The organism is Prolixibacter sp. SD074, from assembly GCF_009617895.1.
GTDB lineage: Bacteria > Bacteroidota > Bacteroidia > Bacteroidales > Prolixibacteraceae > Prolixibacter.
This window is the reverse complement of record NZ_BLAW01000001.1, coordinates 2,133,705-2,158,596: the sequence shown is the minus strand read 5'-3', so window position 1 is coordinate 2,158,596 and position 24,892 is coordinate 2,133,705. Positions and strand designations below refer to the sequence as shown.

19 protein-coding genes, 5 tRNA genes and 2 other RNA genes are annotated in these 24,892 nt (G+C 45.3%); 11 read left to right on the top strand and 15 right to left on the bottom strand.

All coding sequences use genetic code 11. The features are described from left to right. Positions 1-6 precede the first annotated feature (6 nt). Positions 7-489: an aminoacyl-tRNA deacylase gene (locus tag GJU82_RS09400; RefSeq protein WP_153631912.1), complete on the bottom strand. Its 483-nt coding sequence runs from the start codon at positions 487-489 to the stop codon at positions 7-9. Between the two features lie 400 nt (positions 490-889). On the opposite strand from GJU82_RS09400, the gene GJU82_RS09395 reads away from it, so the two are divergent. Beyond that, positions 890-1,159, top strand: coding sequence for a DUF6261 family protein (locus GJU82_RS09395; protein ID WP_153631911.1), 270 nt, complete (start codon positions 890-892; stop codon positions 1,157-1,159). Between the two features lie 442 nt (positions 1,160-1,601). Next, positions 1,602-2,297, top strand: a complete 696-nt coding sequence (locus GJU82_RS09390; RefSeq protein ID WP_153631910.1) for a PP2C family serine/threonine-protein phosphatase — start codon at positions 1,602-1,604, stop codon at positions 2,295-2,297. A 48-nt stretch (positions 2,298-2,345) separates the two neighbouring features. On the opposite strand, the gene ssrA is transcribed toward GJU82_RS09390, so the two are convergent. The 3 genes from ssrA to GJU82_RS09375 all read right to left on the bottom strand — a co-directional run bounded on the left by ssrA (position 2,346) and on the right by GJU82_RS09375 (position 4,508). Beyond that, positions 2,346-2,742, bottom strand: a transfer-messenger RNA (tmRNA) gene (gene ssrA / locus GJU82_RS09385). Positions 2,743-2,819: 77 nt separating this feature from the next. Beyond that, positions 2,820-3,470 carry a ribulose-phosphate 3-epimerase gene (gene rpe / locus GJU82_RS09380; RefSeq protein WP_153631909.1) on the bottom strand — a complete coding sequence of 217 codons (651 nt, stop codon included), beginning with the start codon at positions 3,468-3,470 and terminating at the stop codon, positions 2,820-2,822. A gap of 168 nt (positions 3,471-3,638) precedes the next feature. After that, a complete protein-coding gene (locus tag GJU82_RS09375) occupies positions 3,639-4,508 on the bottom strand; it encodes an RNA polymerase sigma factor RpoD/SigA (protein ID WP_153631908.1) in 870 nt (289 codons plus the stop codon). A 450-nt stretch (positions 4,509-4,958) separates the two neighbouring features. Here GJU82_RS09375 and rho point away from each other — a divergent pair, with 450 nt between their 5' ends. Next, positions 4,959-6,728, top strand: a complete 1,770-nt coding sequence (rho, locus tag GJU82_RS09370) for a transcription termination factor Rho (protein ID WP_153631907.1) — start codon at positions 4,959-4,961, stop codon at positions 6,726-6,728. 78 nt (positions 6,729-6,806) lie between these two features. Here the strand turns inward: rho and GJU82_RS09365 are convergent, their stop codons facing one another. Further along, on the bottom strand, positions 6,807-7,544 hold the full coding sequence (locus tag GJU82_RS09365) for a response regulator transcription factor (protein ID WP_228488645.1): 738 nt from the start codon (positions 7,542-7,544) through the stop codon (positions 6,807-6,809). 446 nt (positions 7,545-7,990) lie between these two features. Here GJU82_RS09365 and GJU82_RS09360 point away from each other — a divergent pair, with 446 nt between their 5' ends. From GJU82_RS09360 to GJU82_RS09345, 4 genes are all read left to right on the top strand, one after another. After that, positions 7,991-9,202 (top strand): AAA family ATPase, encoded by a 1,212-nt coding sequence (locus GJU82_RS09360; RefSeq protein WP_228488644.1) that lies wholly within the window; start codon positions 7,991-7,993, stop codon positions 9,200-9,202. Positions 9,203-9,267: 65 nt separating this feature from the next. Continuing rightward, complete coding sequence (gene nifJ, locus GJU82_RS09355; RefSeq protein WP_153631906.1) at positions 9,268-12,816, top strand: pyruvate:ferredoxin (flavodoxin) oxidoreductase; 3,549 nt, start codon at positions 9,268-9,270, stop codon at positions 12,814-12,816. Between the two features lie 472 nt (positions 12,817-13,288). Continuing rightward, positions 13,289-14,071: an NIPSNAP family protein gene (locus GJU82_RS09350; RefSeq protein WP_228488643.1), complete on the top strand. Its 783-nt coding sequence runs from the start codon at positions 13,289-13,291 to the stop codon at positions 14,069-14,071. Between the two features lie 284 nt (positions 14,072-14,355). Further along, positions 14,356-15,012 carry a hypothetical protein gene (locus GJU82_RS09345; protein WP_153631905.1) on the top strand — a complete coding sequence of 219 codons (657 nt, stop codon included), beginning with the start codon at positions 14,356-14,358 and terminating at the stop codon, positions 15,010-15,012. Positions 15,013-15,084: 72 nt separating this feature from the next. On the opposite strand, the gene GJU82_RS09340 is transcribed toward GJU82_RS09345, so the two are convergent. Further along, positions 15,085-15,879 carry an aminotransferase class IV gene (locus GJU82_RS09340; RefSeq protein ID WP_153631904.1) on the bottom strand — a complete coding sequence of 265 codons (795 nt, stop codon included), beginning with the start codon at positions 15,877-15,879 and terminating at the stop codon, positions 15,085-15,087. A gap of 19 nt (positions 15,880-15,898) precedes the next feature. Between GJU82_RS09340 and GJU82_RS09335 the strand changes: the two genes are divergently transcribed. After that, positions 15,899-16,477 (top strand): hypothetical protein, encoded by a 579-nt coding sequence (locus GJU82_RS09335; RefSeq protein WP_153631903.1) that lies wholly within the window; start codon positions 15,899-15,901, stop codon positions 16,475-16,477. A gap of 37 nt (positions 16,478-16,514) precedes the next feature. Here the strand turns inward: GJU82_RS09335 and GJU82_RS09330 are convergent. The 6 genes from GJU82_RS09330 to ffs form a co-directional block, all read right to left on the bottom strand. After that, positions 16,515-16,586, bottom strand: a tRNA-Thr gene (locus GJU82_RS09330). A gap of 6 nt (positions 16,587-16,592) precedes the next feature. Then, a tRNA-Gly gene (locus GJU82_RS09325) sits at positions 16,593-16,665 on the bottom strand. 10 nt (positions 16,666-16,675) lie between these two features. Beyond that, positions 16,676-16,758 (bottom strand) — tRNA-Tyr (locus GJU82_RS09320). A 195-nt stretch (positions 16,759-16,953) separates the two neighbouring features. After that, positions 16,954-17,036, bottom strand: a tRNA-Tyr gene (locus GJU82_RS09315). 25 nt (positions 17,037-17,061) lie between these two features. Then, positions 17,062-17,135 (bottom strand) — tRNA-Thr (locus GJU82_RS09310). A 1-nt stretch (position 17,136) separates the two neighbouring features. After that, an RNA gene (gene ffs / locus GJU82_RS09305) (signal recognition particle sRNA small type) lies at positions 17,137-17,236 on the bottom strand. A gap of 199 nt (positions 17,237-17,435) precedes the next feature. Between ffs and GJU82_RS09300 the strand changes: the two genes are divergently transcribed. Continuing rightward, a complete protein-coding gene (locus GJU82_RS09300; protein ID WP_194831017.1) occupies positions 17,436-17,987 on the top strand; it encodes a DUF4199 domain-containing protein in 552 nt (183 codons plus the stop codon). Positions 17,988-18,008: 21 nt separating this feature from the next. Next, positions 18,009-18,977: a glycosyltransferase family 2 protein gene (locus GJU82_RS09295; protein WP_153631901.1), complete on the top strand. Its 969-nt coding sequence runs from the start codon at positions 18,009-18,011 to the stop codon at positions 18,975-18,977. 303 nt (positions 18,978-19,280) lie between these two features. Here the strand turns inward: GJU82_RS09295 and GJU82_RS09290 are convergent, their stop codons facing one another. The 3 genes from GJU82_RS09290 to GJU82_RS09280 are packed head-to-tail and all read right to left on the bottom strand — an operon-like array spanning position 19,281 to position 22,771. Then, positions 19,281-20,564, bottom strand: a complete 1,284-nt coding sequence (locus GJU82_RS09290) for a pitrilysin family protein (RefSeq protein WP_153631900.1) — start codon at positions 20,562-20,564, stop codon at positions 19,281-19,283. Continuing rightward, positions 20,561-21,808 (bottom strand): pitrilysin family protein, encoded by a 1,248-nt coding sequence (locus GJU82_RS09285; RefSeq protein WP_153631899.1) that lies wholly within the window; start codon positions 21,806-21,808, stop codon positions 20,561-20,563. The genes GJU82_RS09290 and GJU82_RS09285 overlap by 4 nt, the downstream gene beginning before the upstream one ends. Before the next feature lie 9 nt (positions 21,809-21,817). Then, on the bottom strand, positions 21,818-22,771 hold the full coding sequence (locus GJU82_RS09280; protein WP_153631898.1) for a nitronate monooxygenase family protein: 954 nt from the start codon (positions 22,769-22,771) through the stop codon (positions 21,818-21,820). A gap of 413 nt (positions 22,772-23,184) precedes the next feature. Here GJU82_RS09280 and GJU82_RS09275 point away from each other — a divergent pair, with 413 nt between their 5' ends. Continuing rightward, entirely contained in the window at positions 23,185-24,885 is a 1,701-nt protein-coding gene (locus GJU82_RS09275; protein WP_228488642.1) for a chloride channel protein, read from the top strand. Positions 24,886-24,892: the final 7 nt, after the last annotated feature.

Here is a 24,892-nt window from a genome sequence, read left to right as displayed (position 1 = left end):
GCGAAGTCAGGCATGATGGGCCATCGGACTTTTCGAGAACTTCAACACGATTGGGTGCGTCAACCGGTCGAAATCACGGTAAGCCATCCGAATCAGTTCAATATGCGTTCCGGCATTGAACGCAATCATTTTATCTTCCGAAAGGCTGTGCGCCACATAAACCCGCATGTCGTAAAGGTTGCCAAACGGAGGCATAGCTCCCGGTTCGCAGTCGGGGAAACGGCTTTTGAATTCCATTTCCGAAGCCAGTTCAACCAGGCGGGCTCCTGTGGCAATTTTCAACTGGTCGAGGTCAATCTTAAACGATGCGGGCAGCACGGCCATTGACATTTCGCCATCGATTTTTACCACTATGGTTTTGGCCATCTCCTTTCCCGGAATATGGGTGGTTGCGGCCACCCGCTGGGCGTTGAATGCCATGGAATGGCTGATGGTCTCGTAATGGATGTGGTGGCTGTCGAGATACTCTTTTAACTTTTGTGCAGGCATGATGAATCCTCCTTTTATTAATTGGTAACGTATGTGTTCCGGTTTGTCGGGCCCGGCTGTATTCACAGGCGAACCTGGCTGCTACATCCGGGGGCGGACGAAAGAGGGAAGTACGTGCCGCACGTGCCGGGATTGAAGGATGGTTTTGCGTATTCGGGCTGGTTCGTTGGTTTGCGTTGCGTGCAAGGTTAAGTTACGAAAAAATCTGGTTCCGGGGCAATATGTAAATAGCGGGAGGTCACTCTTCTGCCGCCAGGCGGACCTCCTGCAGTTTGTGAGGACAATCTTCTGCCGCCAGGCAAAGCCTCTCAACCCTGCAGGCATATCCTACGGCGCCCGGTGCGTCTACTGCAAAATGGAATAGCCAACATCAGATGAAAAAGGATAGCGATGAAATCTGTTGGAGGGGAAAAGAGGAAGCCGGGTTATCAAATCAATTAACTGGTCGGCGTTCCGTCCGGGCTACACAAAGGAGAGCACTATTTTAGGCAGCATGCTAACCGAGCTGGACGAAGCGGATAATGTCCAGGTGCAAACTGCCATTGGCGCTACCGTCATGGTAGATGCCCTGAAGGCTGCCCAACAGGAATTTGCGCAGGTGATGAGTGAAAAGACTGAAACAGAGGCTCAGGATGCCGAAAGGCTGACTGCTACCCCAAAAATCAATTAAATAACAGGTTAACTTTAGCGTGATTGTGCTATGGATACCGCCCCGGGGCCATTGGGTAACCGGGGCGGTGTTGGTTGCATCAGCCGGTAGAGGGCCGGCCGAAAATGCGGTTAAAAATCCTTTTTTTCGCGCTTGGCCTTTTTGGCCTTGCGTTTTTCCTTCAGGTTCATTTCCGGTTCTTTCCTTGAAAGTCTGTTTTTGTCCGGAGCTTTTTCTTTCACCATGGTTATCCAAATTAAGATGATTGAATAATTGTTTATGGCATATATTGCCGGTTTTCAGAATAAATCTGTCTGCCTGGCCAAATCAAATTTAGGTGGAAAAATCAAATAGTGTATTAATTCCGGTTGATTTTTTTTATGCTGTTTAATGATATGAACCCATTGAAAAATTTGGTCGTTAAGGGTTGTGTTATACCGAAAAGCCTCCGTAACTTATACGAATGGGAAAGACCGTAAAACATAAGCATTTCGGTGAGAAACCGAAACTTTCGTATATCACTGGTTCGGTAAAAGGAATACAGCGCGAGCGGAATCAAGACCGTGCGTACGTGCTGGATGGGCCGGGATACCATTTGTTCATCATCTTCGATGGTGTTAGTTCCTACCCGGAGAGTTACCGGTACATCGAAACGTTCATGGAATTTCTGGACGAGCACCATCATGAGTGGCTCGACAACGAGAAAGAAGGCCTGGGGCAATTGCTTTATTTGGCTTATCTGCATTGCCGGAAGACGTCTATTGCCGGCAGCACAACTATTTCGGCGCTTTTTATCCCCGATGAAAAACAGTTACCCAAAATGGTGAGCATCGGTGATTCGCGGGTTTATGCTTTCCGCAGAAAGAATATAGTCAGTTTGGCCGAGGATGACAATGTCCCGGAGATGCCGAATATTCTCACCCGGTGGGTGGGGCACGATTATTTGTTGGCAGAAGACTTCCGGCCCGTAGAGGTCGCTTTGGACAACCAATTTCTTCTCTGTTCCGATGGTTTTTACGGGGTTATGGAAGAAAACCGTGAGGCTTTTTACCGTGCCTTGAAGTTACCGGAGCTGGAAGGCATAAAGGAAGAGTTGTATCGCTTAATGGAGGGGAAGAACAGCGATGACGCCTCGTATATCCTGGTAAGGCGGGGATAGAAAAGTTTAGACAAAAAAAGAGGTACCCAAAACAGGATACCCAATGAATTGTGGAGCTGCGGGGAATCGAACCCCGGTCCAAACGAGGAAGCAATACGCTTTCTACATGCTTAGCTTTGACTTGATTTTCGAGTGCCGGCAGGATCAAAGCCACCAACCGGTACCTTAGCTCCTTTCATTTCACAGGCCGTGCGGAGCAAACGGCCTGCTATTCCCAATTTTTCTGCACCTCCGGTTCGGGCCGCCTCAGGACTTAAGCACCCGGGAGATGTCTCGTTCCAGCATCTAATGCCGGAAGATGCTTATCTACTATACTTCGATTAAGCTGCGAGAGCGTAATTGTTTTCGCCAATTAAGAGTCTGGAAATTGAGATTATCGAGCCAACCTCCAACGCTCGGCATGCTTACGCACCTCTTCATCCCGCTGTCAAAACCAGTCAGCCCCGGGATGCGGGATACAAAACTACAAAATATTGCAGAGATGTCAAGGTGATATTACGGAAAAGAAAAGGGAAACCGAACTTATCGATATTTCAGGTTGCGAATCGTTTCAGCCGGATTTTCGGAACCAAAAACAAAGCTTCCGGCTACCAGAACATTGGCACCGGTTTCAAACAGTTTTTTCCCGGTTTCGTAATTTACACCACCGTCTACTTCAATCAGTGTATTGGTGTTTCTTTTTTCGATGAGTTGCCGCAGTTGCGATACCTTGTGGTAGGTATGTTCAATGAATTTTTGTCCTCCGAACCCGGGATTGACCGACATCAGTAAGACCATGTCCAGTTCCTGGATGATATCTTGCAGTAAAAGGACGGGAGTGTGCGGATTCAGGCAGACACTGGCACGCATACCTTCGTCCTTAATGGCCTGAATGGTGCGGTGCAGATGTGTGCACGCTTCGTAATGAACGGTGAGAATGTCGGCACCGGCTTTTCCGAATGCTTTGATGTACCGGTCAGGATCAACAATCATCAAATGCACATCCAGAGGTTTACTGGCTGTCTTATTGATTTGAGCGATTACCGGGATTCCGAAAGAGATATTGGGCACAAAAACACCATCCATCACATCGCAATGAATGTAATCGGCATCACTTTGATTTAACATTTCGATTTCTTTTCCCAAACGGGTGAAATCAGAAGCCAGAATGGATGGTGCAATCAGTTTTTCCATGGATTTACTCTATAATTTATATCGTTGCTAACGGAATTTTTGGGTGATTGTTCACCAAATCAGACGAGTTAAAATTCAATTCAGTATTTTAACAATGGCACAAATGTAATTGAAATCTACCGGGAAATAAAAAAGCCGGGAAGTACCGGCTCTCATAATATTTTCGGGTTACCCCAGATAGGATTTCAGCAACCGGTTCCGGAACTGATTTTTCAGTTTCTTGATGGCTTTTTCCTTGATTTGCCTAACGCGCTCACGAGTCAAGTCAAATTCCTGTCCAATTTCTTCGAGCGTATGCGGGCGATATCCGTTCAGTCCGAAATAATAGCGGAGAACTTCAGCTTCCCGCTCACCCAGGGTTGCCAGAGAGCGTTCAATTTCTTCCCGAAGTGATTCGCTAATGAGCTTATTGTCCGGGCTGGGAGAATCCTCACTAAACATGATGTCATAGAGGTTGTTGCCGGTGTTCTCATCTTCTTTTAGCGGAGCATCCATCGAAACGTGATGGTTGTTGGCATTCATGGAATCTTCCACTACTTTGGGGTGCATATCCAGAATTTTAGCTACTTCTTCGGGCGATGGTTCACGTTGAAACTCCTGCTCGAGTTGAGCGAAGGCCTTGTTAATTTTGTTAATCGACCCAATTTTGTTCAATGGCAATCGCACAATGCGCGATTGTTCGGCTAATGCCTGAAGGATAGATTGACGTATCCACCAAACGGCATAGGAAATAAATTTAAAGCCCCTGGTTTCATCAAAACGTTGCGCTGCTTTGATGAGCCCGAGGTTACCTTCGTTAATCAAATCCGGAAGGCTTAGTCCCTGGTTTTGGTATTGTTTGGATACTGAAACGACAAATCGGAGATTGGCATTAACGAGCCTTTCCAGTGCCTTTCGGTCACCTTTTTTGATGCGTTTAGCCAGGGTTACTTCTTCGTCGGCTGTTAATAATTCTACCTTTCCTATCTCGTGGAGGTACTTATCAAGCGATAGAGCTTCGCGGTTGGTTACTTGTTTTGTTATTTTTAGCTGCCTCATAGGTGAATGTAAGACTTTGACGAAACAATTTTAGTTTTTAGAATATACGGCAATTACGCTTTAGGGTTATAATTGTGGATCTAAAAAGTTCTTGAATGTGAATTTATATAAAAAAATGATTTTCATCAAAGAATGTGCTTCTTATTGCAATTTATTTCTTAACTTATGGCGTAATCACAGGCATACCGTTGTGCTATTTAAAAGCATATTCGCACAAGGAAACATTTTTTAATACGATGAAAATAACGCATATTTGAAAAAAAGTGCGTGAACTTTTGTGAATTTAAAGCATTTACTTATAATTGCAGAAAATTCGATTATTCGTTTTACTAAACAAGTCCCTTTTTCTTCTTCCAATAAATCAATAAGAAATTTTTTAATGTGCCACTTTCCCAAAATATTATACTCAGTGGGAAATTAGGGCTTTATGTTAAGTTAAATCAAAATAACATGTACGACATTCTTGAGCTTAGCAAGAAACTGGTTCCCGAGTTGCGGGATATTGCTAAGGAGTTGAAAATTAAAAGAGTTGAGTCCTTTAAGAAGCAAGACCTTATCTATAAAATACTGGATACACAGGCCATACTTGCTTCCGAGGGCAAGAAGGCTGACAAAAATCCCGCCCCAAAGAAGGGGCCCAAGGCAGATAAGGCTGAAATCGTGAAAAATAGTTCACCTGTAGAAAAACCGGTTGAAACTGCTCCGGTCAGAAAAGCCACGCCCGTGGCCAACGAAGGACACCGCCCAAAATCAAATGACGATAAAAATGATCGTCGTCGTTCGCGCCGGCCGAGAGTTGGGCGGGATCAGGAATATGCACCACCGGCTGAAAAACGTCCGGTAGAAAAACGTCCGGTAGAAAAACGACCGGTGGAGAGTACCCAACCGGCAGATAACCGGTTTTCAGAACCATCTGATTCCGCACCAAAACCACGCAGGGACGATTTTCGTAAGGATGATTCCCACAGGGAGCGAAACGACCGCGAACAGGCAGGCCCATCTAAGTATCAGCCTCAGCAACAGCGCCAGGCTCCTGCTCCTCACCGGAATACACAAACCCCGGGGGGGCGTCAGCGGGACAATGAAAAGGCTTTTGAATTTGATGGAATTATCCAGGCCTCCGGTGTTTTGGAAATTATGCAGGATGGTTATGGATTCCTTCGCTCTTCGGATTTCAACTATTTGAATTCACCTGACGATATTTATGTTTCTCAGTCGCAGATAAAACTTTTCGGATTAAAAACCGGCGATAACGTGACTGGTGCTATTCGACCTCCCAAAGAGGGGGAAAAATATTTTCCGTTGATCAAAGTAGTGGAGATCAACGGTCGCAGTCCTGAGTATATTCGCGACCGGGTACCGTTTGATCACCTGACACCGCTTTTCCCAAATGAAAAATTCAACATTACCGGAAAAGGTTACTCGAGCTTATCGAGCCGGGTAGTTGATATGTTTTCGCCGATCGGGAAAGGACAGCGTGGTTTGATTGTGGCCCAGCCGAAAACGGGTAAAACGGTATTACTGAAAGAGATTGCTAACGCGATTGCCGGCAATCATCCGGAAGTTTACATGATGGTTTTGCTGATTGATGAGCGTCCGGAAGAAGTAACCGATATGGCCCGCAGTGTGAATGCAGAGGTGATTTCGTCAACTTTTGATGAGCCGGCAGAGCGTCACGTGCGTGTAGCCAACATGGTACTCGAAAAAGCCAAGCGTATGGTGGAATGTGGCCATGATGTGGTTATTCTGCTTGACTCGATTACCCGCCTGGCCCGTGCTTATAACACCGTAGCCCCGGCATCTGGTAAAGTATTATCGGGCGGTGTTGATGCCAACGCACTACACAAACCGAAGCGTTTCTTCGGTGCTGCCCGTAACATTGAAGAGGGAGGTTCGTTGACAATTTTGGCAACAGCACTTACCGAAACCGGTTCGAAAATGGATGATGTGATTTTCGAAGAGTTTAAAGGAACTGGTAACATGGAGCTGCAACTTGACCGGAAATTGTCCAACCGTCGTATTTTCCCGGCAGTGGATATTACTGCTTCCAGTACACGTCGGGAGGAGCTGCTGATAGAAAAATATGCATTGGATAAAATATGGATTCTCCGAAATTACCTTACCGACATGAACTCGGTTGAAGCAATGCAGTTCCTGAAGGATCGACTTCTAAAAACAGCAACCAATGAAGAGTTTCTGGTGTCGATGAACGACAGTTAGTCAAAATCATTTCAGAGATATAAAAAGGCGGATTCAACCAGTGAACCCGCCTTTCCTTTTCGATGTAAATTTTTGCGTTTAACGATCCTGTTCAAAGCAGTAACCGTATCCCTGGCGGGTGACAATCCTTTTACTATAGCGTCCAATCTTTTTCCGTAGGCGGGTAATATTTACATCAACGGTCCGGTCGAGAATATATGATTCATGTTCCCATATTTGTGTGAGTATCTCTTCCCGGGTAAATACCTTGCCAGGATGCTCGCATAGTAGCAGTAGAATTTCAAACTCCTTTTTGGTCAGATTTATGGTGTGGCCATCAATGACCAGTTTCTTTTCCTCGGGATAGATTTTCAGGTCACCAACATTAATTACGGATGTTTTGTTTTCGGAGTGGTTTTCCAGATGCCGCAGTGCAACCTTTACCCGGGCAATAACCTCTTTTATCGAAAAGGGCTTGGAAATATAATCTTCGGCTCCAAGATTGAAGCCGGTCAGCGTGTCATTTTCCGTGCTTTTAGCAGTAATAAATATAACCGGAATATTTTTTAGTCTTTCATCTTTCTTTAGTATGTTGGCCAGTTTAAACCCGGAAATTTCGCCCATCATTACGTCGAGCAAAATCAGGTCATATTTTTCCAACGGGAGTTCAAGTGCCTCTTCAGCTGAGTAAGCGGTATCCACATTAAATCCTACACTCTCTAAATTAAATTGAAGAATTTCACACAAATCGGCTTCGTCATCAACTACTAAAATATGGTTGGCTCTTATCTGGTCAGGTTGCATGGTTACAGGTTGCTCAAATGTTGTTGTTTTCATGGGATCAAAATAAAATTGATACCCGGTAACCGGGTTGTTTCGATATTTATTGCTGCAGATAAACCACTTATTACATATTGATTATGGAATACATGCTAAAGTGAAAGGGTGTCTTCTCAATAAGTTCAGTTTTTCGAAGCAATGTCCGTTTCATAACCTTCCGCTGGTGCAGCTAGTTTCCAGTAGCAAGAATAGTGTGATGTTGTTTCATTGCGGATAAAAAGATGTATCATTTGTATTACAAATCAACCAGGCGAATCCAAGTGCCTTATTATAAGCCATTAGGCGGCGTGCCGCGGGGGTTGAAAATAATAAGAAGCAACATCATACCTTGTTGAATATTACGATATTCATATATTGATGAGATGTTACTTTTATTTTTACCAGATATAAATAGCATTCAAAAGGTAAAATTGTAATCTATAGATAGCAAAATTGTGGTGTGGATGTTTATTTTTGTTGAAAATAGTTTACTCAAGGTGGAATACTTTCTTAACACACATCGCTATTTAGTCCGCGAATCAAATAAATTGATTCACAGGGAGCTGGTCGAAGATATTGATTGGGAACATCGCCTGATTTGTATTAAAGGGTTCAGAGGAGTGGGAAAGACTACCTTTCTGCTGGAATATGTAAGGGAACAATTTGGCGAAGACAAGAGCTGTCTGTATGTCAATCTGAATCATTTCTATTTCACAAAGCGTCGTATTTTTTCATTTGCCGACGAATTTTACAAACGGGGCGGAAAAGTGCTGATCCTTGATCAGGTTCATAAGTATCCGGGATGGGCAACTGAGTTGCGGCAGTGCTACGATGAATTGCCCGGGTTGAAAATTATTTTCAGTGGTTCGCCGGTCCTTCGTGTGATTGAAGGAAATGAGGTGTTAAAAGACATTGCCCGTGTTTATCACCTGGAAGGCCTCTCGTTCCGCGAATATTTAAATTACCGTGCGGGGAAACACTTCTCAAAAGTTACGCTGAAAGATATTCTTAACCGGCACGAGGAAATTGTTCGGGATATCATTAGTGAAGTAAGGCCGTTGGCGTATTTCCCCGATTATCTGAAATTCGGTTATTATCCTTATTTCATCAATAACCAGGTCTTTTATACCGAGAATTTATTGAAGCATGCGAACCTGGCCCTCGAAATTGATGTGACATATCTCAACCAGATAGAGTTAAAATATTTGCCAAAACTGCGAAAGCTGTTGCAGATCATCAGTGCACAGATGCCATTGGCACCAAATGTGAGTAAATTGAGCTCCGAAGTAGAGATATCACGGGCAACCGTACTGAATTACCTCCGTTACCTGAAAAATGCACGGCTTATCAACATGCTTTTTCCGAATGGTAATAACGGGCAGTTAAAGAAACCCGACCTGGTATACCTGCACAATACCAATTTGCTGCATGCCATCGCTCCGGAAAACATTAACAATCGTAACCTGAGGCAGACATTTTTCTATAATCAGGTGGGATATCAGCATACATTGACCTCGACGCCGGAGGCCGATTTCCGTGTCGACGGAAAATACGATTTTTGGGTGGGGGGAAAATATACACAGCCGGAAAAACCGAAGCAATATGGCGCGGCCGATATGATTGAAATTGGTGATGGTAACATCATTCCATTGTGGCTTTTTGGTTTTCTGTATTGAAAAAGGATTTACGGTTCAACTAATTATACGACAAACGATTATTATACTTTTAAAGTCAAAATCAAATGGCAAACAAAAAAAAGTTCATAACCTGTGATGGTAATTACGCTGCTTCATACGTCAGTTATATTTTTAGCGAAGTAGCTTGTATTTATCCCATTACGCCGTCATCACCCATGGCGGAAAGTGTAGATGAGTGGGCGGCTAAAGGCCGTGAAAACCTTTTTGGACAACCGGTTCGTTTGGCAGAAATGCAGAGTGAGGGTGGAGCATCTGGCGCTGTCCATGGTGCACTTCAGTCGGGTGCGCTTACCACAACGTATACTGCATCGCAAGGGCTTTTGTTGATGATCCCCAATATGTATAAAATTGCGGGCGAACTTTTACCTACCGTATTTCACGTAAGCGCCCGAACTTTGGCAACGCATGCGCTGTCAATTTTTGGCGATCATAGTGACGTTTATGCGACCCGTCAAACCGGTTTTGCAATGTTGGCTTCCGGTTCGGTCCAGGAAGCAATGGATTTGGCCGGTATTGCTCACCTTTCAACCATTAAAAGCCGCGTGCCTTTCGTTCACTTCTTCGATGGTTTCCGTACTTCGCACGAGATTCAGAAAATCGAAGTGCTGGAGAATGATGATTTGGCGCCACTGGTTGATATGGATGCTTTACAGGAGTTCCGTGACCGCGCGTTGAACCCGGAACATCCGGTGACCCGTGGTACCGCACAGAACCCTGATATTTTCTTCCAGGCAAAAGAGGCTTCTAATGTATTCTACGATGCCGTTCCGGATATTGTTGAAGATTACATGAAGGAAGTCAGCAAAATCACTGGTCGTGAATATCATCCGTTTACTTATTACGGTGCACCCGATGCTGAAAATATCATCATGGCAATGGGCTCGGTTACCGAAACCATCCGCGAAACCATTGATTACCTGGCAAGTCAGGGTAAAAAAGTAGGCCTGGTTACAGTTCACCTGTATCGTCCGTTCTCAACCAAGTACTTGCTTAATGTCCTGCCGAAGTCAGTAAAACGCATTTCTGTTCTCGATCGGACCAAAGAACCGGGGGCAAACGGTGAGCCTTTGTATCTCGATGTTCGCGATGTATTCTATGGACAGAAAGATGCTCCGCTGGTAGTAGGCGGTCGTTACGGATTAGGATCAAAAGATACTACCCCCGCGCAAATCATTTCTATTTATAATAACCTGGAATTGCCCGAACCTAAAAATCAATTTACCGTTGGTATCGAAGACGACGTGACCTTCAAGTCGCTGCCATTGCTGCCCGAGGTAAAAGTATCTCCTGATGAATTGTACGAAGCAAAATTCTACGGTCTGGGATCGGATGGTACGGTTGGTGCGAATAAAAACTCCATCAAAATCATTGGTGGTTCAACCGACAAATACTGTCAGGCATATTTTGCTTACGATTCGAAAAAATCAGGTGGTTTCACCGCATCACACCTGCGTTTTGGTGACGCCCCAATTCGTTCGACTTACCTAATTACTACTCCCGACTTTGTCGCCTGTCACGTACCGGCTTATCTGAATCAGTACGAAGTATTGAAAGGGTTAAAAAAAGGTGGTTCCTTCCTGTTGAATACCATATGGGATGAAGAAGAAACGAAGAAACGCCTGCCGGATCACATGAAGCGTTACATGGCAGAGAACGACATTAGTTTCTATATCATCAATGGTACCAAACTCGCTACCGAAATTGGTCTGGGTAACCGTACCAATACCATCATGCAGTCGGCCTTCTTTAAAATTACCGGAGTCATTCCTTACGAAATGGCTGTAGACGAAATGAAGAAAGCGATTGTAAAATCGTATGGTAATAAAGGTGAGACCATTGTCAATATGAACTTTGCTGCCGTTGATGCCGGAGGAAAAAACGTGCAGAAAATCGACGTTCCTGCTGAATGGGCCAAACTGGGCGCAAATGGAGGTGTAACAACTATCGGCGAGCGTCCTGATTTCATCAGGAATGTGGTTGATATCATCAATGCTCAAAAAGGTGATGACCTGCCGGTTTCTACATTCAAAGGAATCGAAGATGGTACGTTCCCTGCCGGAACAACTGCTTTCGAGAAACGTGGTATTGCTGTTGATGTGCCGGAATGGGTACCGGAAAACTGTATTCAGTGTAACCAGTGCGCTTATGTTTGTCCTCACGCAGCCATTCGTCCTTTCCTGGTAAATGAGGAAGAACTGGCTGGTGTTCCTGCAGGAACCGAAACCATTAAAGCCAATGGAAAACAGTTTGCCGGATTGCAGTATCGTATTCAGGTTGCCCCGCTTGATTGTACCGGTTGTGGTAGCTGTGCCGATGTTTGTCCTTCCAAGGAAAAATCATTGGTAATGAAGCCTCTGGATACCCAGGAACCAGAAGTAGGGCGTTGGGATTACTTTGCCAACAACGTATCGTACAAAGACAAGTTGGTCGATAAGACCAAAACGGTTAAGAACACGCAGTTTGCACAGCCTCTCTTCGAATTTTCCGGTGCTTGTGCCGGTTGCGGTGAAACTCCATACGTGAAACTCGTAACTCAGCTTTTCGGTGAGCGCATGATGATTGCCAACGCTACCGGTTGTTCTTCCATTTACGGTGCTTCAGCTCCGGCAACTCCGTACTGCCCGAACAACGAAAGCGGACACGGACCGGCCTGGGCAAACTCACTCTTCGAAGATAACGCCGAATATGGTTTCGGTATGGCCGAAGGTGTAAAAGCGCAACGCGAACGTCTTTCCAATGTGATGGGAAAAGCGCTCAATAACGGCGCTTCGGACGCTGAACGCGAAGCTTTCACCGAATGGTTGGAAGGTATGGCCAATGCTGAGAAATCAGAAGAAGCTACCGCGAAAGTGCTGGATGCTATCAACGGAAAAGATGCAGCTTATGCTCGTGAAATCGAATCGCTGAAGCAGTATCTCGTGAAGAAATCGATGTGGATCTTCGGTGGTGACGGATGGGCTTATGATATCGGTTACGGAGGTTTGGACCACGTATTGGCTTCCGGTGAAGATGTGAACGTATTGGTTCTCGATACCGAGGTTTACTCGAATACAGGCGGACAGGCTTCTAAAGCAACTCCGGTTGGTGCTGTAGCTAAGTTCGCTGCTTCGGGTAAGAAAATCCGGAAAAAAGACCTGGGAGCCATGGCAATGAGTTACGGTTACGTATATGTTGCACAGGTGGCGATGGGATCAAGCCAGTCACAGTACCTGAAAGCATTGCGCGAAGCTGAAGCTTATCCCGGACCATCCCTGATTATTGCTTACGCACCTTGTATTGCTCATGGATTGCGCAGCTCGATGGGGCGCTCGCAGGAAGAAGAAAAACGTGCCGTTGAAAGCGGTTACTGGTCGCTCTTCCGCTTTAATCCGCTGCTCGAGGACGAAGGAAAGAATCCGTTCCAGCTCGATTCGAAAGAGCCGGATTGGAGCAAATTCCAGGACTTCCTGAACGGTGAGGTACGTTATACTGCACTGAAGAAGTCGTTCCCGGCTGAAGCCGATCGGCTCTTCAAAGCTGCTGAAGCGAATGCTAAATGGCGTTACCGTTCATACCAGCGTATGGCTGCTATGGACTGGGCCCTTGAGGAATAATTTAAAGCTCAAAATAATTGAAAAGCCACCTTTTTTAGGGTGGCTTTTTTTATGGATTTGAATCCATAAAAATCTTTTGCTTGTGGAGGAAATAGCAGATATACCACAATAAAAACCAAACGATAAACGCGCTTATTATTTCTGTTGGGACTTTGCCGAGCAGTAATAATGCCAAAGCTAAACGGCTTGACGATTCCCCAAAGCCATCCGGAACCGCATTGAAAGCCACCCAATGTCCGCCCGAAAGAAGTCGATGGCAAAAATGTGGACAGTCTTCAGTGTGGTAACTGTTTGTTGATTCATGGCAATTCGTTCGTCCGTTTTCGGTTTACCGGAAGGGGAAAAGTGTCCCTGCAGATAAGTAAAACTCTCATTTTCAGAAATAGGAAAAGCAGCTGAAACCGGCAGGTTTGCTATCCTTGTGCAAACGGTGTAAATTAACAAGTCTATTAACCAAACTGATAAAACGAATATGAAACGTCGCAATTTTCTTCGTTCCGCCATGGTGGGAGCTGCCGGTACGGCTGTATCTGCGAGTGTTCTTGGAGCCGGAAGAGCCTCATCTTCCCGTAAGCAGTTTTACGAATTACGGGATTATGAACTGGTTCGATCAGAAAGACAGGAGTTCCTCGATCAATATTTCAGATACGCATTGATCCCGGCTTTGAATCGGGCCGGAATAGAGCATGTCGGGGTTTTTAGCGAAATACAGGCTGAACATCCGGCACGAATATTATTACTTATCCCTTACAATTCGGGTAAGGACTTTTTCAAGGTGAAAGAGGAATGGGCAGAAGATGAAACTTTCAGAAAAGCGGCACAAAAATACAATAGCCTTCCTGCAGACAACTACGTGTATTCCCGTTATACGACATATTTGCTGGAAGCATTTTCCGGTTTTCCGGAAATAAAAATTTCTACCGGGGAACCGGGAATTTTTGAACTGCGTAATTATCAAAGTTACAGTGAAGATGCGGGGAGAAGAAAGATAGAGATGTTTAACAGGGAGGAACTGGCACTATTCAATGAGGTTGGACTTTCGCCGTTGTTTTTTGGCAAAGTATTGGCCGGCGACACCATGCCATCATTAACTTATATGCTTAGTTTTAACAATATGGAAGAACGCGATGCCCTGTGGAAAAAATTTGGTGAGAGTGAAGGATGGAAGCAGATGGAAGACAAGCCGGAATATGCGAATACGGTTTCCGAAATTGTAAACCGGTTTTATGAACCACTAAGTTATTCCCAGATATAGGGATGACAGATTCGAAAAAGAATGAAAATACAAAGAGGAGGCACAAAAACTTCCTCTTTTTTGTATCCTTTTGTGGCCTTTCCTGTAAGAATGAAAACACGGGCAACGTGAATTAAGATTCAATTGAACAGGACATTCGAATGGGGTAAGTGGCGGGAATGCCCGTCGGATGTAAAAAGATGAAACAATTGTTAAGTGCTTAACAGAATGACATACTACGCATGATATATTGCGTAACTTGAATGCATTGAAGTTTAATTATCCATCCCAAAAAACTTCCCATTATGATTACAAATCGAGACAAAAGAATGGCTACTACGCTGGCCAGAATTGAGAATTCTATTTACCGCATCCTGAGCGAACCCGATATCATGACACGGTTGGCAAATTACGGTTACGATTTCGGTGCGATGCATTCAGCACGTAATCTTCTGGAAGAAGTTATTCGGTTAAACCGTTTGCCGGATAATTATGACGGGAAAGAACGTTTATTACTTGAATCATTTAAAACAGTAAAAACCGATTTTGAAAACTTTTATAACCGGCACCGTCAGTTCGTGCACGAAATGGAAGATACAGAAGCAAAAAGGATCTGGAGACGTACTTACCCCGAACATCCCGATTACGAGAAATGGCTTTCGCAGGCCGATATTTTTTATCGCTCATTACTGGAAAATGAGTCAGTAAAAGAAGCCATGCTGAAAATTAATGTGCCGGAAAGTGAATTAATGCAGGCACGTCATTTAATTGATATCATGCGGCAGGTTTTCAGGGAATACCGAAAGCAAAAAGGTTCCGAAATAAAAGAGGTCGTGGATTTGGAGAAAAAAATTCGCGACCTGGAGAACTGGTACGACCGGTTCGTCGAAATTAACCGGATTGTTTTTGAAGGTGACCCCCAAACACTCGAAATACTGGGTATTCCTGTTGCGATGAATTAAAGGATGAATAGTAACCAAACATAAGGTCCGTCTATCCCAGGCGGACCTTTTTTTGGTGTATTGGTAAACGGGTTAAGGCATAATTTTATTCCTGATGTAGGATTCAATTTGTGTGTCGTACAGGCGCCCGATTCTCCTTATGAGCATGTTTGCGCGTTCAAATTGGTGATCATCGATATGTGAAACGGGTAAAACCTTGACGGATGTGCCCGAAATAAATACCGCATCGAAAGTATCCAGCTCCAACAGTTTTATTGGTTCTTCACTTATCAGGATGTCATTTTCGATGCATAAACGGAGGATGACTTTTCGGGTAATACCGGGCAACACTTGTTGGGTGGGAGGAGTATATAACCGATTTCCTTTGACGAAAAATACATTGGAGCGACTTCCTTCGGTGATGTAGCCTTTGTGATTGACCAGCAACACCTCATAGTATTTCCCTTCGGCGATAATTTCATCGGTTCGTTGGCTCAATACCGGGCGGTAGATTTTCGCATTGGGCAATTCACGTTGGGACATCAGTGTCCTTAACCGAACTCCTTCAGCATAGTTCCGGCCTTCCGGGTAACGGTGCGGAATAAATGCCATTGCTGGCTCCGGTACGTCCTCATTCGAATGGATGGTTAACGATAGCCGGATGTTTCCTTCCGAAACTTTACTATTACGCAAAAACGAAATCAGCTTCTCCTCCAGCGCAACCGGACCGGGCAAATGATGTACTTCTGCCACCCGGGCCGATTGATATAACCGGTCCAGGTGCTCCTCCAGGAAAAGCGGCACCTTTCGGATAACACGAATTACCTCGTAAAGCTCTACCGGAAAATTGGATGGCATTTGATGCCCTTTCGGGTGTATTTGCGTCATATTGCTTACATTTATTGAAATGAGAAGTTTAAAAGTACATAATTATTTTGATGTTCCGGCTCCCTTTATTTTCAATCCCCTGAAGCATCACCTGGGCTGCATTCGGCAATTCATTACTGAAGCAATTAACCATAAAGCAGAAGATAGGGAATTAGCGGAAACCCTTTCGGGAATTGGTGCTCCCATGACCGATATTTATTTCGGGACATTACCTGTACAGGCAATATTGGATATGGTTTCATCCAGGCTCTTGGCGAAAAAAACGTTCAACCGGCCATCCTACTGTGAATGGTTGAACAATGAGAAGGAATACCGTTTTTTGCTACTTCCTGATGGCTCGAAATGGATATTCCTGGAAGGAAGAGATACGGACCGGTACATTCATTTTCATCCGGCCAAATACAGTGAGCATACTTTCCGGGTACGTGGTTCCACGCTACGCACCGTGATTGCGGTAAAAATAAAAGGTGTTGATCAACCGGAAAGCTGGTCCAATATCGATTTTGTAAACGAGATACGTTCGTCCCTGCTCGGTTTGTCGCCGGTGAAGCGCATTGTTCGTAACAGGGGGATCGGGCGGTTGATGCAGATGGTATAAACGAAAAAAGCCCGGTTGGTTAAACCAGACTTTTGTGAGCCGATGACGAGAATTGAACTCGTGACCTCTTCCTTACCAAGGAAGCGCTCTACCCCTGAGCTACATCGGCGAATTGAGCGGGAGACGGGATTCAAACCCGCGGCCCTCAGCTTGGAAGGCTGATGCTCTATCAGCTGAGCTACTCCCGCAAATTTTACGTGGGGAGAGCAGGGTCCGAACCTACGAAGGCATAAGCCAGCAGATTTACAGTCTGCCCCAGTTGGCCACTTTGGTATCTCCCCGTTGATGCTTTAATTATCCGTTATGTCCCGTTTTTATGGGGATGCAAAGCAAATAAATAAAACGTTACCGGCAAAAAAATTAAGAACATAATGCCACAAACAGGGCGTAAAAAAAAGCCTTACTTTCACTCCGAAAATAGGCTTACATTATGCACATCATGATGAATCGTTGTCAACTTCGAAACATCATCTGTGTGGGGAGAGCAGGATTCGAACCTACGAAGGCATAAGCCAGCAGATTTACAGTCTGCCCCAGTTGGCCACTTTGGTATCTCCCCAACAAACGTTTAAAGAACTTTTCTGAGCCGGATGTCAGATTCGAACTGACGACCCCGAGATTACAAATCACGTGCTCTGGCCAACTGAGCTAATCCGGCAAGTGGGTAAGCGATCTACGTCGCACCGCTACAACCGCCTACCCTTGCTGCCTTCCGGCCCTGGGGGAATTCAGCAGGAGCTGGTCGCGTAGGACTTACCCGGCGGCAAAAGTAGGAAAAAAAGCATTCGCACCAAATAAAATGGGGGGATTGGGTATCTTTTTTTTTGGGTGCAAAGAATAAAAAATTTATTTTCAGCCCGGTATCTGTTACAAATTTTTAACGCAACTTTTTGCTGAATGCTGTCCTGTTTACCCAAAAGGGGTATATTTGTTTTATGTTTATTGAAAAATCATGATCATGGAAAATCAAAATAAATCGGTATTCGGTCCTGCCATGTCCTATGGATTGTACTTAGGACTTGCGCTGATATTATCGCAGGTGATATTCTACGTGAGTGGAAACCCATTTTCTCAAATAGGTGTATATATTTCCCATGCCTTGCTTTTAGGTGGAATTTCCTGGGGTATGCTCCTGTTTCGCCAAAAAAGCGGAGCTGAAGGGATGCCCTACGGAAGGGCGCTTGGCCTGGGGACAGCTCAAGCATTTTTTTCCTCAATTTTACTTGGGTTCTTTATTTTCATCCTGTATAAATTTATTGATACCGGATTACTTGATAAGTTTTATATCTACACCGAGCAAACTTATCTGGAGCACGGTATGTCAGAGGATCAGGTTGAAACCATTATGAATATGTCGAAGAAGGCGATGACTCCTGCCATCATGGGTGTTTCGCAGGCCTTTACTTTGACCTTATTCGGATTTATCTTTTCTTTGATTCTTGCAATTTTCTTTAAACGAAATCCCGAAGAACCTTTCGGTGAAGTAGTGGACGAGGAAGAACAGAATTAAAAAGAAAGAGCTTTTTACCAGATGGATATATCGGTTGTAGTACCCTTATTTAATGAGGAAGAGTCACTGCCTGAACTGCACGCGTGGATCACAAGGGTGATGAATGAGCATGGTTTTTCATTCGAAGTAGTGTATGTGGATGATGGCAGTAACGATGGTTCGTGGAAATGGATTGAGGAAACAGCCCAGAGCGATGAGCATATCCGGGGTGTTCGTTTTCGTCGTAACTACGGAAAATCGGCAGCGTTACATACTGCTTTCGAAGAAGTGAAAGGAGATGTGGTGATTACCATGGACGCCGATTTGCAGGACAGCCCTGATGAAATCCCGGAACTATACAAGATGATTGTGGAGCAGGGTTACGATTTGGTTTCGGGATGGAAGAAAAAACGGTACGATCCGATTTCCAAAACACTGCCGAGCAAACTCTACAATTTTACCGCCAGTAAAGTAACCGGCATCAAATTGCACGATTTTAACTGTGGTTTGAAAGCCTACCGGAAAAAGGTGGTGAAGAGTATTGAAGTGTATGGTGAAATGCACCGTTACATTCCATACATTGCCAAGCAGGCTGGATTTACACAGATTGGAGAGAAGGTGGTCCAGCACCGTGCCCGGAAATATGGTAAGACCAAATTCGGGATGAGCCGGTTCATTTACGGCTACCTCGATTTGATGTCCATCTATTTCATATCCCGTTTTGGGAAAAGGCCAATGCACCTGTTTGGAACCATAGGAACGTTTATGTTTGTCATTGGCTTTCTGGCTTCCCTGTGGTTGGGCGGTTACAAATTGTATTGCGTGGCCAATAGCATACACGCGGACAAAGTGACTGAGAGTCCGTATTTCTACCTGGCACTTTCGTTCATGCTCATGGGAACACAGTTGTTTTTAGCCGGATTTTTGGGCGAACTGGTTTCCCGTAGCGCCAGCGAACGAAACGTGTATCTCATCGAAACGAGAACCGATATGGAAGGGAAAGAATCGTAACCGGCGTAACCGGATTAATTCTTTTATAATCACGAAACAGGATTTACAGACATGGGTACCCCGGCTGTATATCCTGTTTTTTTTTGTATAACATCGGTAGTATTCATAGACCGTGTCAGGTCATGAGTTGCTTCTCGTTGGGCATGGCTTGCTACGGGTCCGTTTTGTGTTGCTTCTCGCGTGGCATGGCCTGCTACAGGGCACTTGTGCATTGCTACATGGCAACGATGCGTTGCTACAGGGCGGGCACCTGCTGCTACTGTGATTTTATCTGCTATTTGAGTTGCCTCTCTTATTGAACGTCTATACCTTCCCGGCAATTACCTGCGTCATGGAACCGGGCGATAAATATTGCCGGGCCAAATTCTGAATTTCGATTGGCGTGATATTCCGGATGGTTTCGATGAGCCGTTCGTAGTATCCGTAAGTTAATCCGAACTCAAAGATGGTTTCAAAGCTTTGCGACATGGCAAAGGGGCCATCGAATTCGCGCAAAACACGTCCCATCATATAACTGCGGACCATTTCCAGTTCATCTTCCGGGACCAGCTCGTTTTGTAACCGTTCCATCTCATGATAAATTTGTTTTACAGCATCCGCCGAAACTTCCGTTCCCACTTCCGAGAATGTCAGGAAAATACCCTGGTGTAAAAAGGGAATAGGCGAAGTATGGACCGAATATGTATATCCCTTGTCTTCCCGGAGGTTCTTCATCAGGCGCGAGCCATAAAAGCCGCCAAGCAGGGTTAGGAGTACTTTTAACGCAGGATAGTCGGGATGGTTTAGCGTAGGCGTCAGCCGGCCAATGGTAATGGCATTTTGCGAAGCTCCCTTTTTATGGATATCGACCTTTTCGGGAGCCGGAAGCTGCATGTGGCTTAGGTCGGGGGCATAATTTGTTGAACCTCCCCATGGTGTACCAAACGATTCTTCCAGAATTTCCAATGTGTCTTTGTCTACATGTCCTGAAGCAATGATACTCATTCGTTCCGAGGTGTAGTGGTCCCGGTAGAACTCGTAAGCATGACCGCGGGTGGCCTTATCGTACAAATCAAATGAATTGATTGGCGCATACGGATGTTGATTTCCCATAATCTTGCGCAGAAAAGTGCGTTGAGCGGTTATGCCAACGGTTTTCGAGTCGACCAGTGCTTTTTGTTTCCGTTTTTGCCGCAGAATTTCAAATTCATTGTCCGGGAAAACTGAATTTTTGAAAATATCGGCCACAACGGGCAACAACGTTGGTAAGTGCTTTTTCAGGCTGAGGAGCGAAACGTAGCTGTTGTCGTAATACGGACTGGCACTAAATTGTGCCCCGTAAAAATCGAACGTGCCTGCTAACTGCGCAGCGGTTCGTGACGAAGTGCCTTCGTGCAGCATCGATGCAGCCATTACGCTGTCGAGCTTTCGTTTATCGTACCAGCTTCCGGCGCGGAACAAGAAATCGAGTTTCACAATCTCCTGCTCACCGCCATGCATCAGGTAAACCGATGAACCGTTGCTTAGCTGATGTTTTTCCGGTTCCAGGAAGTTTATTTTTCCTACCGGAGAAATGTCCGGTTGTTGATTTCTGTCGGGGTTTATCATTTTCCGTCTTTCTTCGATAAGTAGTTCAGTGTATTCATGTTTCCTTCGCGGAAGATTTTTCCGGCAACGCGAAGGATATCGTCAGGCGTTACTTTACGGTAGTGCTGTACCTGTTCGTTGATTTGAGCAGCATCGCCCAGTAATTCGTAATTAGCCAGCTGGATGGCATTGTCGAGATATCCGACTTCGTGATAAAGCAGATGTGCCTCCACTTTGTTTTTCACTTTCTCCAACTCATAGTCCAGCGGTTTTTCCTGAACGGTTTTTTGTATTTCGTCGAGAACGGCCTTTTTTGCCTTTTCAAAACCAATTCCCGGATTCACCCTGCCCACTACCGTGAAAAGGCCGGGGTCATTTTCTCCCGAAAGGAAAGCATCCAGTTCGTTGAACAGTTTTTTCCCTTTCACCAGCCGTTGCTGGAACCGGGAAGATTTTCCGTTCGAAAGAATATCAGAAAGCAAATCGGCGGCAAAAAAGTCGTCGGCATCGCGGGCCCCCATATGCCACCCGATATAGAATGCATCCATCGGAACATCGCGCTCTACGGTCAATTCCCTGTTTTCTGTTTGCTCCGGCTCGGGTTTCCGCGGAGGATTCTTTAATTCCCGGAAGGGAACTTCACTAAACCATTTTTCGGCCAGTCGGAAAGCCTTATTGGGGACAATATTGCCGGAAAGGACCAATACCGCGTTGTTGGGGGCGTAGTGATTGTAAAAGAACTGCTTCACTTCGTTCAGGGTAGCTTGCGCCACATGGCCGGGCGTGCTGCCAATGGTTGGCCAGCGGTAAGGATGCACCTTGTAGGCCAGGGCACGGATCAAATGCCACACATCGCCGTATGGCTGGTTGAGGTAGTGCTGGTTAAACTCTTCGATAACCACTTTTTTCTCCCGGCTCAATATGGCATCTGTAAAGGCAGGTTCCAGTATTCGATCCGACTCAATCCACATGGCTGTTTCGATATTTTGCGCCGGAAGAGTGATGTAGTAATTGGTGAGGTCGACCGTAGTGAAGGCGTTGTTCGAACCTCCGGCCTGCTGTACCGGTGTGTCGAAGTCGGGTATATGCCGGCTTCCGCCAAACGTGAGATGTTCGAACAGGTGCGCAAAACCGGTCCTGTCCGGGTTTTCATGTTTGGAACCCACATTGTATGCCACATTAACGGCCGCAAATGGCGTTACTTTATCCTGATGAACAATGACCTTGAGGCCATTGGGAAGTGTATGTTTTTCAAATGAAATCATATACAGTTATTAAAATGATGAATGTTGCTGAAGCATTGCAAGCGTTTTCCGGTAATCCGTTATCAGCTCTTCCATAATTTCAGGCACCGGCTGAATGCGGTCGATGATGGAAGAAACCTGCCCGATTTCCAGTTCGCCCTCTTCCAGTTCGCCTTCGAAAATTCCTTTTTTGGAACGCCCTTTACCAAGGAGCGCTCTCAGGGCATCAGCATCGTCGCAACGTTCTTCAGCTTGTGAAGCCATGTCGAAAAAGTGGTTTTTCATCAAACGCACAGGTGCGAGCTTTTTCAACATCAGTTTGGTGTCTCCTTCAACAGCATCGACCACGCGTTGTTTAAATAGTTGGTGGGCTGACGATTCTTCCGCAACAGCGAAACGGGAGCCAATCTGAACGCCATCGGCACCCAATGCCAACGCGGCAACTATCGCTGCGCCTGTTCCAATTCCTCCGGCTGCAATCAGCGGAAGTTTGGTCGCTCTCCGCACGGACGGAATCAAGGTCATGGTAGTGGTTTCTTCGCGGCCGTTGTGACCGCCTGCTTCAAAACCTTCAGCAACTACTGCATCTACTCCGGCCTCTTCCGCCTTCATGGCAAATTTGGCCGACGACACGACGTGAACGACCGTCATTCCGTGTTCCTTGAGGAAAGGAGTCCATTTTTTCGGGTTTCCCGCCGAGGTAAATACAATTTCCACTTTTTCACGCACCAGTATGTCCATTATTTTGTCTATCTCGGGATAGAACAGCGGAACATTTACACCAAATGTTTTCGTGGTGGCTTTTCTTGCTTTGCGGATGTGCTCTTCCAATGTTTCGGGGTGCATGGAGCCGGCCCCGATGATACCTAATCCGCCGTGGTTACTTATTGCTGAAGCGAGTTTCCATCCGGAGCACCAAACCATACCTGCCTGGATGATGGGAAATTCAATATTGAAGAGTTTGCATATTTTATTTTGTGCCATATATAATTTGAATAAAAGGTAAAGGTAGCTTATTCAAACCACCCTCAAATGTATAGTAAATTAGTTGTGAAAAGTAATACGAGGGACGAATCCATAGCAACACTTTTTCTGCAAGAAAGTTTTTGTTTTCGTAATTTGAGCTGTCAATTCGAAGCTGCAATTAACTATTCGAAGATGGGAAAAAGGAGATGAATGAAGCAAGTCTGCAGGCAGTTTTCATCGTCGTGAATGACTGTCAGGAGGTTGTGTGAATCCGGTTAGAATATTGAACTTACTCGTTTTTTCTTACTTTTATGGCGCTTTCAGAACAGGAAAATATAGCAGATAGGAATAGCATGTCGTACCTGAATACCCCATTGGCCCGATTTCATAAATGGAGGTTGACTCATATAAAACCGGGAACCTTTATTATCATGCTCAGTATTGTGGTGGGCATTGGTGGTGGTTTTTCCGCAGTAATCATTAAGAATACGGTTTGGTTTATTGATGGGCTGCTGGACAATTACATTCCTGAAAAGATACATACCTATTTCAATTTCATATTCCCAATTATTGGTCTCTCGCTTACGGTTTTCATCATCAAATATGTGATTAAGCGGCCGGTCCGGCACGGGATTCCCAATGTACTTTATTCCCTCTCGCAGCGTAACGGGAAAATCAGGCGGCACAACATGTTTTCGTCCATTATCACCAGTTCGCTGACGGTTGGATTTGGTGGTTCGGTTGGGTTGGAGGGACCAACGGTGGCAACAGGTGCAGCCATTGGGTCGAATCTGGCTATCTTGTTTCACCTCGAGTACAAACAGATCATGTTAATGCTGGGGTGTGCTTCAGCTGCTGCCATGGCTGCCATTTTTAAGGCGCCGATTACGGGCATTGTTTTCGCTGTAGAGGTGATTATGATTGATTTGACCTCTTTTTCACTGATTCCGTTGTTGGTTTCATCCATAACAGCAGTGGTCACATCGTATTTCTTTCTGGGACAGGATGTATTGTATCCTTTTAAGTTTGAGGCAACCTTTACTCATGGTGATCTTCCCTGGTATATTTTGTTGGGTATTGTGACCGGGTTAGTTTCAGCTTACTTTTCCAAAGTGTACCGGTTTATCAGTGAATGGTTCGAAGGGATGTCAAGTGAATGGAAGCGGCTCTTGATAGGGGGTGTCCTGTTAGGAGTGATTGTTTTACTTTTCCCCCCCCTTTTTGGTGAAGGCTATAACCCTATTAACAACTGTCTCCAGGGACACATGGGGTATCTTTACGATAATTCGCTTTTCGAGTTCATGCGGGGAAACATCTATTCCGTATTCGTTTTCATCATTCTGCTGATATTGGTGAAGATTTTTGCAACCAGTATCACTTTCGGGGCTGGTGGAGTAGGAGGTATTTTCGCGCCGACGCTATTCATGGGGGTGCATACCGGAATGTTGTTCGCTATGTTTTTGAACACCACCGGAATTCATGTGGTGAATGAAAGTACGTTTGCGCTTATCGCAATGGCAGGTCTGATTGCCGGAGTGCTGCACGCACCGTTAACCGGAATATTCCTGATTGCCGAACTGACCGGCGGGTATAAAATGTTTGTTCCGCTGATGATTGTGGCATCGGTGTCGTACCTGACAGTTCGTTTGTTCGTGAAAAATTCGGTTTATACGTACCAGTTGGCCCAACGTAAAGAATTGTTCACCCACGACAAGAACAAAGCAGTGTTATCGATGATGAAGGTGACCAAACTGATTGAAACTGATTTCAAACCGGTGAATGCAGACGCCAGCCTTGGCGATTTGGTGAAAATTATAGAAGTGTCTCACCGGGATATTTTTCCCGTAGTGGACAATGAAAATCATATGCGTGGCATGCTGAAAATGGATGATATTCGCCACCTTATTTTCCGTCCGGATCAATACGATAAAATCAAGGTGAAGGATTTGATGTACATGCCCGAGTATTACGTGTCGAGCAACGACTCGATGCAGGAGGTGGCCGATAAGTTTCATTCGTGTGGCCGGTATAACCTGGCAGTGCTTGATGAAGGCAAATATGTGGGATTCATTTCACGGGCAAGAGTCTTTTCTGCTTACCAGAAGATGCTAAGACACTTTTCGCACGATTAAGCCATTG